Below are 14971 nucleotides of genomic sequence, written 5' to 3'. Positions count from 1 at the left end.
GCTCCTTTTTTATTTGGTTTAATGATGTTACGCACAAATTTACTTTAGAAGGAAAAGTCCCCCTTTGAAGGGGGTAAGGGGGATGACGTACGGACTGCGAGCAAATACAGAACCTGCAGCCAGTATAGCGCTACTTTGTTAACAGAGATTAATCATCCCCCTACCCCCTTCAAAGCTAATCTTGTAGGGAAAAAAAGGTACTATTAATCGATTTCTGCCGCAAGTTTGAGCGCAGCGGTAACTTGTGGTACTAAATAGGGCCAGTTTGTAACTGGCGTGTGCACAAAAGCACAAATATTCAGCCACGCCAGTTACAAACTGGCACCATAAATAACCACAAGTTACCGCTGCGCTCAAACTTGCGGTATATAAAGATAAAAAAGCCAATAGGCATTTAAAATAGTACAAAATTTTCCCTACAAGATTAGCCTTCAAAGGGGGACAATAAACTTTCTACGTAATACCAGTGATTTACTTCCCCTGTAAACTACAGCAGTGACTGTGGTGGCAGGTAAAAAACTTACTGCTGCAGCCACCACTCCCTCTGCTCCTCCTCCCTTCCCTGCCATAACCAAAGCACCTGTTTGCAGAAGCCCGACTTACCGACAGCACCTCCGATATGTATTCCTCGGACTTACACAAAGCGTGAAAAACGCTGCAGAAGTGCTCCAGCGGTGAAATGATGAAAACCGAGACCAAAGTCTGCCGTTTAAAAGATATAGCATAACGAATGTTATCAAGTACAAATTAAATTCATTAACTAAAACAGCTATGGAAAGATATGACAACGACCGTAACTATTACGGCAGATACGAGCACGACAGGGACCACGATGACCGCCGGTTCAACCGCGATCATGAAATGAAACAACGGTTTGAAAGAGATTATCAGAACCATAGAAACGACCGCCGCCACTCCGATGAGGATCGTTTTATGAATAGCAACCGCTTCCGTGATTACCGTGAGCAGGATTACGACATGGAGCACGACTATTACGATAACCTGAGAAATGACCAGAACAGGATGGATAACATCCGGCAGGGATACGGTATATCGGACTTCGGCGGCACCTCCGACCGCTACAGTTCGGCAAAGGACATGGAGCGGGAACGAAATGCACAGCAGCAGTACTACCCCCAAAACAGCGATATGAACGAAGGGTTCGGCAACACCAGCGCGCACTACGGCAGCGGTTTCGGCGACTCCTCTTTCCACTCCGACAGGGGCATTCCCAACTACGGTACCCGCAACTTCAGCAGTAACTACGGCACCGGCATGGGCAGTACCTACGGCGGATCAAACTATGGCGGCGGCACCGGCTATACGAGCGGCCACCGGGGCAGCACCTTCGGCGATAGCTCCTACGGCTCGTCCTCGGGTAACTACGGCGGCTCCGGCTCTATGCGCAGCGGTACCTATGGTTCAGGCCGCAGCAGTTCCGGCCCTTCTTCCGGCAACACCGACCGTGGCACCAACGACTGGAACTCTCATTATTGATTTTTGATAAGACAAATAGAACGCCTGCTTCTGCAAAAGAGGCAGGCGTTTTTTTATGAAGAGGAAGCTTTAGGCGCCATTAAAATTTATCTCCAGCGCCTGCCTGTCCCACTGCGCCAGGTCAGCGGCGGCGTTGTAAGTACTTTGCAGAAAAGCCAGCAAGGTGGCTGACGGATTTTCTGCCTGCTGCACCACTTCGTACGGAAGAATAAACTCCCGCAACGTGTCATCATAATAAGCCTGCTCCGGCAGCACAGGATAGTCTTTGTAGCCTTCCGGCTCCGGGTAGATGTAGCTGTAAAAAGCCGCAAGCGGGAAGCCTTCGCTGCCGGGCCAGAAGCCGCCGCTGCATACCTCATGCGAATAAGCTTCCTGCGCTACCCAATCGGGCAGGTTGGGAACGCCACCCGGATGCCTGGGTGCAGTGCGCCCCGAAAAACGTGAAACAGCTAAATCAAGGCCTCCCCAGTAAAAATGCACCGGGCTACACTTCCCCCTGAACCCGGACCGGAAGGTGGTAAAAACATCCTGCACCCGCAGCAGCGCCTGGTGCAACGCTTCGGCATGTTCCGGCTCATACGTAGCATGTATGTAGTCCTGGTCAAAAGGGATGGCATCTTCCAGCTCATTCGGCACCAGGTTGATATTCAGCTCGATATCCAGTTCCTGGAGCAGCTGCTTCAGGTTGAAATAAAAGTCTGCTACCGCCATCGCTTCCAAAGCAAAAGAACGGATTTGCCCGGTACTCGTCTTTACCAGAAGTTGGTGGTGCACCAGGTCGAATTCAATTTCAAAGTAGCAGCTCCTGTCCGGCATAACAGCCGTCGTCAGTCCGACAGGTGTCACGAGTTGCGTTACGTGCCAGGAATGATTGATCCAGGGTAGTTTGGTAAGCTTAATTTTTCCTACGATTTGTGTCCAGAGGTGCAGGGTTTCGTAGGTAGCTTTTGCTTCGGGAAAAGAAAGTACGGGCCAGGCTGTTCTCATGCTGTAGTTTTTTGTGGGCAGTTGGTTTTTGTTGCCCTTACTGCTACGCATGCAGCACGATTTTGTCTCGCCATCCGGAAGAAGATAATGTTATCTCACACCTGCACCTGCTTCCATTTCCCTTTCCTGAACAGCCACCAGCTCACCAGCGCGTGGAAAGAATGGCAGATGGCAATGGCAACAAATACCCCTGTTGCTTCCAGGCCCGTTGCCATTGCCAGCAGGTAAGCGACCGGTATTTCTATGATCCAGAGCACCATGATGTTGATGATGGCCGGCGTACGGGTATCGCCGGCCCCGTTAAACGCCTGCACCATCACCATACCCAACCCGAAAAAAATATAGCCCAGGGTAATGATCTTCAGTGCCTGCGTAGCGATAGCAACCACTTCGGGTTCAGCGGTAAAAAAGCCGGAAAGGCGGCTTCCGAAAACTAAAAACACCAGCGTGACGACCGCCATAAAGATGACATTATAGCGGGCCGTAAGCCAGACAGCCAGCTCCGCCCTTTTCCCTTTCTGCGCCCCCAGGTTCTGCCCTACCAGCGTAGCGGCAGCAGAAGAAAGTCCCCAGGCAGGCAAGAGTGTAAAAATGATAACCCGGAAGGCAATGGTATAACCCGCCAGGGCATTGCTGCCAAATTCGGCAATTAAACGTGTCAGGAAAATCCAGCTGGCCGAGTCGATCAGGTACTGCCCTACGCCTCCCGAAGATACTTTGATGATACGCAGCACCACCGCCAAACTGAGCATAAGATTTTGCCGCACAATGCGGAGCAGGTTTTTGCCATTGAGCAGGTGGTAGGCCTGGTACACCACGCCCAGGCTACGCCCGATTGTCGTTGCCCAGGCTGCCCCATCCAGGCCCAGACCAGGAATGCTGCCTGCTCCGAAGATCAGGAGCGGGTCGAGCAGGATGTTGGCGCCGTTGGCAATCCAGAGGGCGCGCATGGCCAGGTGTGGCTGCCCGGCTCCCCGGAAAGCACCGTTAATCAGGAATAGCATGATGATGGCGATGTTTCCGGCATAAATAACCCTGGAATAGGTAACCCCAATCACCACTACAGCTGGGTCCGCTCCCAACAGCTCCAGCAGCTCCCGGGCAAAGTACGTAGCCAGCACGCTCATCAGCAGCGCAAATATCAAACCTGTCACGATCAGTTGAAACGTGATGCTGCCTGCTTCCAGGTAGTTCTTCTCCCCTACCCGCCGCGAAACAAGCGCTGTGGCTGCAATGCTGATCCCCATGCCAACCGAATAAATGATCATGAGCACAGCCTCTACCAGACCTACCGTAGCCAGCGCATTCGGCCCCAGCTTCCCGACAAAGAAAATATCGACAACGGCAAACAGCGATTCCATAAGCATTTCCAGGATCATGGGAATAGCCAGCAGCACAATGCTGCGCTTGATGCCAAGGGTGGTATAATCCTGTTCCTTCCCTTTCACCGCAGACCATACAAGCTGAAGAAGCGCTTTGAAATCTTTCATAATTGTCGTGCTGGTTGGTCAATAGGCTGGCAATGGAGAAGGTTTACTCTCTACGTTCTGGTCAGGGAGTTGTTACCGGAAACGAAGTAAAAAGGCAGGCGAAAAAAAAGAGGCTGCTCTGAATCTACTTTTGCAGTGCAAAATATAAACTCAAAGCAGCCTCTGGCGTCAGCAATAAAGTACGGCCAGCCAGTGTCCTATTGCTTCACCAACCGGCTCGTCCACCGGCGCCCGCTCTCCCCCTGAATCACGACGAAATACAAGCCTGCTTTAAATGCGCTCATATCGAAGAACTGGTTGGTAAGGCCGGTTTTCAGCAGGCTTCCCGTGGCGCTGTACAGTAAAAACAGGGTTTGCTTCTCCCATGGCACCATCACTTCATTTACCGCAGGATTTGGGTAAACCTTAATAACCTGTTCTTTTGAATTTTTTATTCCCAGAGGAGCGCCTGCATATACAGCACTCATAAAGAAAAGATTTGCTGTACCACCTTTCGTGATCTGGTGTGAACCCGCCGGAAGCGTCTTAGTCAGTTTTCCGGCACTAACAGTATGGTCCGTTCCGTTGATCTTAATTGTTCCGTTGTAATCATCGTTAAGCACCAGTGTTAAGGTAGCTTCCTGGGTGGTGGTAAAGGAGATAACCGTAGACGACTCCAGTTTCAGACACTGCGTGAGGGTAAGGCCATTATAGGCTACCGTTCCTTTGGAATCGGAAAGGTTGCCGGTAATGGTATAGAACGTGCTGGTTTTGCCTGCTACCGTAAAGTTGTGCACCATAGCTCCTTCCGTAACGCCGCCAGTACTGCCACCGTCGCCTTCACCTTCATCGCCGCCTGTAACCGGTGCGCCGTCACCCTGAACAGCTACGAGGCTGGTCCGGTAATTCACGAGCGCAGCTTTTAAGGCAGCATTCACAGCATCAGAGGCATCGTCCACTGTATTATTGAACGTCCATTTAAAATCGCCGCCCTTTACGCGTCCGGCATACTGCATCACCTTTTCCCTGGCTTCTTCCGGGCTATCAGGCGTATAGGCATACATAACCGCCGGGTTTGTATCGAAGTTGTTGTAGGTGTTGGAGCCATAGGCTGAAACGACTATACCGGCTATCCTTTCGTTCCGGGTAGCAACAACATAAGCATCAAAATCGCGCGTGGAATTGGTATAGCCTGAAGCGCCATACGGTACAAAGCGGCGCTGCCCGGTCATGTAATTATTGAAAGCTTTAATGTTGCCCCCATTCTCTTTTGAGAAGGTTGGCATGTTGGAATAGTCATTTGCCTGCTTGCTTTCATCGTAAACATCCGAGCCTTGCATGGAGGTTAGCATGGGATATTTGCAGTTGCGGTAATAGTTCGCTTCCACAAATACCGACGAACCCAGCGTAGAGCCGACACCATATTTTGCATTGCCATCGTAGTAGTTGTTGTACACGTGCGCCGAGTAGTAACGAACACGCGGGTGGCGGGAGTCGGAATGGTCGTACCAGTTATGGTGGTAGGTGATGTACAAGCCCTCGGTGGTTCCTTCGCTCAGGCCTAAGAGGTTGCATTTTCCTGAATCCCAGAAGTGATTGTAGGAGAAGGTGACATAGGTAGATTTTTTAGCATCCAGCGACCCGTCGCCTTTGGCCTGGTCGGCATCACTTCCGGCATCCCCATAAAAGAAATCGACATGGTGCACCCAGATGTAGTCATTGTCCTGCTGCAGGCCAATGTTATCGCCTTCATCGCTGTTGCAGTTCATCGACCCTATGTTACGGACCTCGATATTGGAAGCATTTTTTATCCGGATACCCCAGCCATCGGCCACGGCATCGTCCCCAATGCCTTCCAGGGTAATGTAACTGGAGGCAAAATTGTTGTTCTCGATCACGATATCCCCATTCAGCATATTGTCCATGTCGGTGATTTGCCCGACAAGGCGAACGATCAGCGGACGCGTTTCTTTCCCTTTCTTATAGCCATCCAGTATTTTCTGCAAGCCCACACAGGGGTTCGCATTGGCCCCTGTCACATCAAGCGAAACCGTGTTTTTGGTGTTCTGCGTGATGTAGAGGATAACGGCATTGCTCTTCACGGTACCATCGGCCTTGTAAGCACCCGGAACGCGCCCGTTGCTGAAAGCAAACCCGGTTCGGTCATGCGCCAGCACCGAAAGGGAACCGGTCACTGTCGCTGTACCTTCTGTACCTGCTATTACAGGTACGATTATCAGGGTATAGGAACCTGCTTTCAGGCCCGGCACATCGGCACGGAAATAGGAGCCGTAGCTCCGGATAAGCTGATCGTCAATTTTCTGGTTGGTAATACCTTCGCCGCTGTAGTACACGTTGTAGCTTTCTGCATTTTCAACGGGCTGCCACTTCACATAGGCCGACTCCAGCCAGCCCCCTGATTCGATAACAGCTAAAGCCTGTGCCCGGGAAACAACAGGAGTCAGCAACAGGATAAGGAAAAGTAAAGGTTTTAGCATAATGGTTTTATGAAAATGAGGACTATTTATCTTTGAAACTTTTTCCTGTAACCAATCGACTCTTATTTACACGTTAACCACCTAAGCAACACCTTTCTACAGTCCCGTTTGCGCAATCGATTTCGCTAGTAAATGTAAGTTTGTTTTTTCAATTTATAACAACTTCCTGAAATTATTTTTTTGAGCGCACTAGTCTGGCTATTGTGGTTGGTTCATGCCACCCGGACTGGATACATGATGCCGCTGCTGTGGAGGCTGTGCAGGTGTAAAGTTGCCACCACTTCTTTTAGCATCTTTCATTGTTTTCCAGGAAGTTCTGCTGTTGGTTGGTACAGACAGGTTTGGGCTTGAAAGTATTACAGGAGGTGCTGTAGCTTTGGAGGCAGGTGCAGTCAGCTTTTTTCGAAGGCAGTTTGAAACACTATGTACTCGGTGGTGGTGGGTTTGGGCATTCGAATGCTAAGGTGTTAAGTTATTTTTTTGAATCTAAACTTGGCTTCAGCACCCCATGGGTATGTATACTAACAGCACACGAGTTTGTTTTTCACCGGCAGCATATAGCTCTATTTTCAAGCGCCGCAGCCCAACACCAATCCAAAATGCATCAGTCCAGGTGCCATACTCAGGTTTCCTGATTAACTCGCCCCAGTTTCCTTCCCCGTAGTTATTAGCCGCTGTTATCAGTTCAGCCCTGGTAAATTTGGGGAACTGCTCGCTTTCTTTCTCGGTAATGGTTCTGGTCTTGAAACTGGTATCTCCAGTTCTGGCTACCGGTAACCAGCCTGACTCATGCCCTTTCCAGTCGTACACATCGAGGTGCGGCCCTTCATTTTTAATGGTTAAGGTGGTACGGTACGATTCAAAAACTTTAACGGATTGGGCTTTGCGGTGGCATAGCTACCGTAAAGGTGTGGTTGTACAATGCACTTTTACTTCCATTGTTTCATCAGTTCAGCCAGACCGATAGCAATCCCTTCATAGTATTGACCTTCTTTGAACTTAGGAACCATGAATTGGTCAATGATACTTTTGCATAATTCATCCGTCAAGATTTTTTCAGTTCCAGTTCCTGTTGAAATCCGTATGTTTTTTAATGAGCTACTGAAAACGATGGTAAGTCCATTGTTCTTCCCTGACTTACCTACTCCCCAGCTTTTTGATAAATCAACCGCATACTGGTTGAAATCAGAGTATGGTTCAATAGAGTCGATTGTTATTACCGCTATCTCATTTGTTGTTTTCTGCTCATAAAGAGTTATAACTTCTGTCAACTTCTTTACTTGCTCAGCGGTAAATAGATTTTCAAAGTCGTTCACATAACCGATTGGTTTTGGAAAATCGACTTCTTTCAAATCAGAAGATACAAATTCGAGATTCTGTTTTTTAGATTCTGTTTCTTGTGCTGAGCAACTATAGGTGACAAGACTTAAAGTCAGCCCTAACAGGGTTAGTAGTCTTTTATTTTTCATGCTTCGTATATTGTACAACGGTAGTATAGCAGTAATACCTTCTTAAACATACGCTTATCTGCACTATGTATGGAAAAGATTTTCCCTATAAAAAAAGGTGCTTCTACATTTATTTCAGTATTCAATATAGCTGTTTCCCAATTCCAACACAATCAAAAAAATAAAATTTAACACCAACTAAGTCTACTGCACCTCCCACCATACCCTCTGCTGCCCTGCCAAAAGAATGGTCTATATTTATAACCACGCAACACACTGGATTTAAGCAAAATATTACTACATTTAATCCTTTATTCACGAACAAACATTAGTATCATAAATCGACTAAGCTAAACCAACGGTACCTAAAAAAAGCCTTAATAGCGCTATGGCAACACACCTGCTCCTGCTTATAGTACCGCTGGTAGTTTCGAACGTCCTGCACATGGTGGTGGTGAAGAAAAACTGGCTGCAGGTGCTGGCACAACCGGTATCGGGGCAGCTGTTTGGCGGGCATAAAACCTGGCGCGGCTTTTTGTTGCTGCCCGTGTTAAACGGGGCTGTGCTGGTGCTGGTTGTTGCTGTTACCAAAGCCATTCCTGCCGATACAGCTTTCTGGTTGGGAGCCGCTTTGGGCTTGGCGTATATGCTGGCCGAACTGCCCAACTCTTTCCTGAAGCGCAGCAGGGGCATTGCGCCGGGCGAAAGCGCTGACCGGAACAAACTGCTGTTCAGGCTGCTCGACAAAACAGATTCTGCTTTCGGAGTTTGCCTGCTGTATTACTTCCTGCGCGACATTGCCCTGTTCGAGGTGGTGGTGCTGTTCCTGCTGAGTAGCGGCACACACATATTTTTCTCGTTGTTGCTGGTATCCCTTCATCTAAAGAAAAGCTTCTGATGTACATCCTCCCCCTACAACACCCGCTTACCTTACAGGAAGCCGGCGGCAAAGCCTGCAGCCTCTCGCTGATGGCCCGACATGGTTTTCCTGTTCCTGCAGGCTTTGTTATAGAAAACGGCGCTTTCGAACATTTTACCGCCACCGGCAGCACCGATTTGCACTGGCTGGAAGCGGAACTGGAACACCACCTGTCCCAAGTCGGAGCGGCAGCCTATATGGTGCGGAGCTCAGGCGTGGGCGAGGATTCGGAACAGGGTTCTTTTGCCGGGCAGCTGCAGTCCTTCTGTTGCTCCGCCGATACCCAAAACATCCTGCAGCATATCGTAAAGTGCTGGCAGTCGTATCACAGCGATAACGTGCAGGTATACCAGCAACACGCGGGGGTACAGCTGCAGGGCATGGGTGTGGTGGTGCAGCAGCTTATCGAACCCGATTACGCGGGCGTGCTGTTTACACAGGCGCCCGGTGGGGAGCCGGTGATGCTGTGCGAATATGTGCAGGGGCACGGCGAAAAGCTGGTTTCGGGGCAGGAAAACCCGGAACGCTTCTCCTGTTCCCGTGCTGTCGGTAAAATCTCCTTTGCCGTCCCGTTTCCGTTTGAGGCGCTTTACGGGCAGGCCCTGCAGCTGGAACAGCTCTACCAGCAGCCGCTGGATATTGAATGGGTGGCGAAGGACGGACAGATTTGGCTGGTGCAGGCGCGGCCTATCACGGCGCCTGCCACGCAGCAGCAGGTGCATTGGTCTAACACCAACGTAAACGAAAACTACCCGACTGCTATCAGTCCGCTGCTCTACTCCATTGCCCGCGATGCCTACTACCATTACTTCAAGAACCTGTCGCGCCTGCTGCAGGTGCCGGATGCGGCCGTGAAGCAACTGGAACCGGACTACAGCAACATTATCGGTATTTTTGGCTGTAAGATGTATTACAACATGAGCAGCATCCACCGCATCATCGGCTTCTCGCCTTTTGCAAAACTGCTGCAGCAATCCTTCGACAACTTTGTAGGCTACCAGGACGACAACAAAGGCGGCAGGCAAAAAAGCAGCCTGGGCAGCAGCTTGCGGTTTTTGAGGAGCTTTACCGGGCTGCTCCGGCAACTGGAGAAAAACGTGCGCCTTTTCGAGCAGGAAGCGGATGCTTACCACACCCAGACCCGCACCGCTACCAGTCCTGCCCAACTCCGCGACCTCTTCCATGGCTTCCTACAAATCAGGATGCACAGCTGGTACAAAGCGTCGCTGGCCGATTTTTTTGCGATGATTTTTCATGGTCTGCTGGGCCGGTTTTGCCAACGGTATTTTCCCGAAAAGCACCAGGGCATTCAGAACACGCTCCTGCAGGCCATTCCTGATTTGGTGAGCAGCAAGCCTGTTACTGAAACCTGGAAAATTGTGCAGTTGCTGCGGCAAAACCCGGAGGCGCTGGAACTGCTGCAAACCTGTTCGCCCGCCCAGTTCCTGGCCGTGCTGCAGCAGGACGATAAGCTGCGCCCCATCCAAACCGCCATCGACACTTACCTCCACCACTGGGGCTTCCGCTGCTCCGGCGAACTGATGCTGACCGAAACAAATTTTTCCGAGGAGCCCAAAAAGTTTATCCAACTCCTCAAGAGCTACCTCGACCAGGCCCACACCTCTCCTATTGAATTAATCGAACTGAAAAACAGGGAGCGGCTGAAACTTCTGAAAAAGCTAAAAAAGCAGCTGGTGAAGCGCCGGGGCCTGCTGTTTCCGCTCGGGCTGGCCGAAGCGGCTCTGTTTGAAAAACTGGTGAAGCTTTGCACCAAAGGTATTGCCGCCCGGGAGCGGGTACGGCTGAAGCAGGCGCTGCTCTATGCACGTTTTAAAACCGTCCTGCTCAAAATCGGGAAAAATTTCCAGCGGAAGGGATGGCTGGCGCACGAACAGGACATCTTTTTCCTGAAGTACCAGGAAATAGCGGAAAACCTCACCGTTTCGGATATGCTCCCGCAGCAGCTGCAAACCATCGTGCAGGCCCGCAAAGCGCAGTTTGAGCAGAACCGCCAACTGGTGTACCCCGACGACTTCAGCTCCAGAGCCGGCACCTATCCGACACCCGAGCAGGTGCAACCGGCCCGCAAAGTAACGGCGGCAGATGGCTCCGGCATCAAAGGCCTGTCGGCCTGCGGCGGTTATGTGCGGGGACGGGCCCGGGTGCTGGAGAGCATCATGGAGCTGCACAAAATACAGCAAGGCGACATCCTCGTTACCCGGCAGACCGACCCGGGCTGGGCCAGCATCTTCCCGCTCATCAGCGGACTGGTGGTGGAGCGTGGCGGGATGCTGTCGCATGGTGCGATTGTAGCCCGGGAGTTCGGGATACCGGCCATTGTAGGCGTACCCGATGCCACCACACGCATTACGGACGGAGAAGAAATTGAATTGGATGCCGACAAAGGCGAAATCTACCAACATGCTGCAGTCGCTACTCCTGTATACGAAGCAGCGGTTTAGCCCCGTCAAGTTCCCGCTGCTGGCCCTGTTCCTGCTGCTCCACGCCGTAGGTCAAACAGCTATGCACCTGCAGCATATTTACCTGTTCGTCCTGCTCCTGGCCATCCTGTACCTGTTCCGCCTCTTCGACGATTTAGCCAGCAGAGAGGTAGACGCCGCCAAGACGAACCGCATCTACACACTGGATGCTCCTTACCGGCAGTTGCTGCGGTTTTGCCTGGGCTATGCCCTAGTATTGCTACTGTTGCTGGGGATGTACCACCTGCAGGCAGGGCTCCTGCTGCTGGGCTTCCTGTTGCTTAATGCAGCTGCTTATTACGTCCTGTTCCACAAAGGGCAATGGCGCTTCGTGCTGCCCCTGCTCAAGTACCCGTTCCTCTGTTTTCTGATGCTATATATGGCTTCTGCACCAGCCACCATAGCCTCTGCACAAGCGCTGAGTTGTTTATCGTTGCTGCCGGTTTTCCTGCTCTTCGAAAGCCTGTCAGACCCCGAGTTCAGGCTGTCCCTATTCCAGGTCGTTTTGCTTTTTGTGGCTGCGCATCTGCTCCTGTGGTTTGCCTATCCTGCCTGGGGAATATATCTGCCGGTAGTGGCGCTGGCGGTACTCTTTTTGCTGTGGCGGCACCTGAAAAGAACCGCAGCCATACCCTATGCGCCTTACCTCCTGCTGCTTTATTTCCTGATGGTTCGGTTGATAAGCTCCGGCTATTCTAGTTCTTTAACGTTAATGGATGAGCGCCAATCCCCCTTGGAGAAGGGGGCAGGGGGATTGACCGGGAAGGCAGAAGAAATAAAAGCAGACAAGTTGGAGCGAGAGCAATTCCCGGAAACAGCAACGTTTACCTGCAGTATCTTCCAATCCCCCTACCCCCTTCGCCAAGGGGGATTAGACTACTACTCATCTGACAGCGTTTTTAGCAACTTTCGAAAGTTATAATTTTGGTAGATGTCACAATAATTTTTCCTTTCAGAATCAGTATAGTTTCAACAGTGTTTTTATAAGAACATCAGAAAATAATCTCCGCCTATGAACTTTAACGCCAGCACCTACCTGCGCACCCTCGATAACCCGAAACGGTTTAACTTCGAAGAAGTCAGCTGCTACAACTGCGGCTCTACCGACTACGATAAGTTCCTGGTTGGGGAAGACGACCTGACGGGCAAAGAAGGTAACTTCCTGTACGTGAAATGCCGGCACTGTGAGCTGGTTTACCAGAACCCACGCCTGCCGGTGCACCAGATAAAAGAGTTCTACGACAGCGAATACATCGCCCATCGCAAGAAAAAAGACTGGGGTGTGCTGAAGCCGCTGTACGAATGGGCCATGCAGAAACACGACCGCGACAAGGAAAAGCTGGTGAGCAACTACATATCCATCAGCAGCGCTACACAGGTGCTGGACGTTGGCTGTGCCGTCGGTACGTTTCTGCTGTACCTGCAGGATAAGTATGGCTGCGACATCAGCGGCGTTGATTTTAAAGAAGATTTAAGTTACCCCGGCTTCGACCGCATCAACTTTTACCAGGGCCTGTTTTACGAAAGCCCCATCCCGGAAGCCTCGTATGATTTGGTAACGATGTGGCATTTCCTGGAGCACTGCTACGACCCGAACCGCTCGCTGCAGATGGCCCGCCAAGTGCTAAAAGACGATGGCAAACTCATCATCGAAGTGCCCCGCCTCGACTCCGTTAGCTTCCGGCTGTTTGGCAATAAGTGGCCGGGGGTGCAGGCGCCGCAGCATACAGCCATGTACTCTAAAAAGACCTTCCTGGAACTGCTGCAGAAAAACGGCTTTACCGTGGAAGAATACCTGCCATATGGGGCATTCCCGCCTTACTTCTACCTCTTCACCGGCACCTATTTCCGGCTGGTTGGCAAAGGCCTGAACCTCGACCGTATTGTGGCGCCCTACTTTGCAGGTCAGTTCCTGCTCACGCCTGTGCTGCTCTTCCAGAAATACCTCAACCTTTCGATGCAGACCGTTATATGCAGCAAAAAGTAAGAGACATCTACAACGGCATCATGGCCATGACGCTTATGAGCCTGTCAGGCACGCTGGCGCTACTGCTACGGCTGCTATCCTTTGGCCTCCTTACCGATTTCTGCCGTAGCGTGGTCATCGCCAACTCTTCCAGGTTAATTCTGCGGCTGCTCGGTATCAAGCTAATTTTACCACCACCGTCCGCCTTTCCGAAAGAGCAGGTGCTGTATACCTTCAACCACAACTATTACCTGGATGTGCTCATCATCACGGCACTGGGCCTGCAGAATACGCGTTTCTTCCTCTCCGAAAAAACACGGAAAATTATTCCGCTTACCATATCGGCCCTGGCTATCGGCACGCTCTACATCCCGATGAAAAAATCCCGAAGGCGGCGCAGAAGATTTTTCCAGGCAGCTGCCGGACGCGTAAGAACAGAAGGTTGTTCTGTGTTTGCTTCCTCGGAAGGGGTGCACGAATTTGTGCATGGCATTGCGCCATTCAACAAAGGCATTTACCACCTGGCTCTAACCTGCGGGTTGCCTGTTGTGCCGGTGTACTTTCATGTGCCGGAAGAAATAAACCCACTCGAGCAATTCAGTTTCCGGAAAGGAACAGTTCGGGTTGAGGTGCTGGAGCCGATTGACACGCGAAACTGGGAAGTGCTGCAACTGCGGCAGCATGTTAACGAAGTAAGACAACGCTTTATCAAGAAATACAACGATGCACACGGTATCCGACAGAAAGAAGTCGCTTCGTAAGCCTGACTTCAAAGCGTTGCCTGCCAGTAACCAGCTGGCACTGGCACACCTGCTGCTGCCCCTGGCGCTGGCATTTACCGGCACCTGGTTAAGTACTGCGTTTAACGGGGTGCTGTCCTGGCTGGCGGGACAACTGCTGCTGGCGGTATTCTTTTTCCAGTGCTTTGTGCTGCTGCACGAAACGGGGCACCTGAGCTACTTCAAAAGCAAAAGTCTGAATAAATTTTTCGGACACCTCTTCGGTTTCCTCTCCTTCATCCCCTACGAGAGCTGGGCACCCATCCACCACCTCCACCACCGCTGGACTGGCTGGCGCGACAAAGACCCAACCACCGAAGGAACCGTCGCGCCAAAATTCAGTCAACCAGTGCGGGCACTGGTCAACCTCTGCTGGAAACTCGGGCTGCCGCTCTTCACCATCGGCTACCGGCTCGGCAACTACTGGAGCCCTAAAAAACTGCAGAGGTACCTCCCACAGCAGAAACTAAACGCGATATACCTGAACCAGGCGCTCCTGCTGTTGGTCTATGGCCTGGCATTTTACTTCTGGGGTGGCTGGATTTTGAAAAGCTTTGGATTGGCTTATTTGCTGAGCATGGCCCTCTCAGACCTCATCATCCTGAGCCAGCACTCACACATCGATATGCCGGTAGCGGCAGGTCAGGAGGTGAAACCCATCAGCTACAGCAGCCAGGTGCCCTACACGCGCAGCCTGCGGTTGAATGCATTCGTAGCCCGTTTTATCCTGTTCAACTTCAACCTGCACGAGCTGCACCATGCCTACCCTGGCGTTCCGGCCTACTACCTCAGCAAACTGGACCAGGACACACCGAACAGCAAAGGTTTCTGGCGGTATTTGTTTAAAGCGAAGAAAATGAGTGGAGTGGATTTTGTATTTAATACGAGTAAGAAGACGGGGGTGGAGGTTTAAGGCATGTTGTCCATC

Annotated in this window: 11 protein-coding genes; 7 read left to right on the top strand and 4 right to left on the bottom strand. The window is 51.2% G+C overall.

Annotated features, from left to right (window positions below):
* Positions 1-771 precede the first annotated feature (771 nt).
* Complete coding sequence (locus DCW36_RS14545; RefSeq protein ID WP_114783689.1) at positions 772-1497, top strand: hypothetical protein; 726 nt, start codon at positions 772-774, stop codon at positions 1495-1497.
* A 69-nt stretch (positions 1498-1566) separates the two neighbouring features.
* On the opposite strand, the gene DCW36_RS14540 is transcribed toward DCW36_RS14545, so the two are convergent.
* The 4 genes from DCW36_RS14540 to DCW36_RS14525 all read right to left on the bottom strand — a co-directional run bounded on the left by DCW36_RS14540 (position 1567) and on the right by DCW36_RS14525 (position 7920).
* Complete coding sequence (locus DCW36_RS14540; RefSeq protein ID WP_114783705.1) at positions 1567-2484, bottom strand: DUF5996 family protein; 918 nt, start codon at positions 2482-2484, stop codon at positions 1567-1569.
* Positions 2485-2579: 95 nt separating this feature from the next.
* A complete protein-coding gene (locus DCW36_RS14535) occupies positions 2580-3974 on the bottom strand; it encodes an MATE family efflux transporter (RefSeq protein ID WP_114783687.1) in 1395 nt (464 codons plus the stop codon).
* Between the two features lie 197 nt (positions 3975-4171).
* Positions 4172-6451 carry a pectate lyase family protein gene (locus tag DCW36_RS14530; protein WP_114783685.1) on the bottom strand — a complete coding sequence of 760 codons (2280 nt, stop codon included), beginning with the start codon at positions 6449-6451 and terminating at the stop codon, positions 4172-4174.
* A gap of 929 nt (positions 6452-7380) precedes the next feature.
* Positions 7381-7920 carry a TPM domain-containing protein gene (locus DCW36_RS14525; protein WP_114783681.1) on the bottom strand — a complete coding sequence of 180 codons (540 nt, stop codon included), beginning with the start codon at positions 7918-7920 and terminating at the stop codon, positions 7381-7383.
* Between the two features lie 367 nt (positions 7921-8287).
* Between DCW36_RS14525 and DCW36_RS14520 the strand changes: the two genes are divergently transcribed.
* From DCW36_RS14520 to DCW36_RS14495, 6 genes are all read left to right on the top strand, one after another.
* Positions 8288-8797: a cytidylyltransferase family protein gene (locus DCW36_RS14520; protein ID WP_114783679.1), complete on the top strand. Its 510-nt coding sequence runs from the start codon at positions 8288-8290 to the stop codon at positions 8795-8797.
* Positions 8797-11280, top strand: coding sequence for a PEP/pyruvate-binding domain-containing protein (locus tag DCW36_RS14515; protein WP_114783677.1), 2484 nt, complete (start codon positions 8797-8799; stop codon positions 11278-11280). The genes DCW36_RS14520 and DCW36_RS14515 overlap by 1 nt, the downstream gene beginning before the upstream one ends.
* Positions 11213-12220 (top strand): hypothetical protein, encoded by a 1008-nt coding sequence (locus DCW36_RS14510; RefSeq protein ID WP_125185494.1) that lies wholly within the window; start codon positions 11213-11215, stop codon positions 12218-12220. Before DCW36_RS14515 ends, DCW36_RS14510 begins: the two co-directional genes overlap by 68 nt.
* Before the next feature lie 90 nt (positions 12221-12310).
* Entirely contained in the window at positions 12311-13285 is a 975-nt protein-coding gene (locus DCW36_RS14505) for a class I SAM-dependent methyltransferase (protein ID WP_114783673.1), read from the top strand.
* The gene (locus DCW36_RS14500) at positions 13270-14025 is read left to right on the top strand and encodes a lysophospholipid acyltransferase family protein (RefSeq protein ID WP_114783671.1); all 756 of its coding nucleotides are present in this window, start codon (positions 13270-13272) and stop codon (positions 14023-14025) included. Before DCW36_RS14505 ends, DCW36_RS14500 begins: the two co-directional genes overlap by 16 nt.
* Positions 13988-14956 (top strand): fatty acid desaturase family protein, encoded by a 969-nt coding sequence (locus DCW36_RS14495; protein ID WP_114783669.1) that lies wholly within the window; start codon positions 13988-13990, stop codon positions 14954-14956. Before DCW36_RS14500 ends, DCW36_RS14495 begins: the two co-directional genes overlap by 38 nt.
* Positions 14957-14971: the final 15 nt, after the last annotated feature.

The sequence above is a fragment of the Botryobacter ruber genome (assembly GCF_003347595.2).
Lineage (GTDB): Bacteria > Bacteroidota > Bacteroidia > Cytophagales > Hymenobacteraceae > Pontibacter > Pontibacter ruber_A.
Note: the sequence above shows the minus strand (reverse complement) of the source record. Positions and strands in the feature narration are given on the sequence as shown.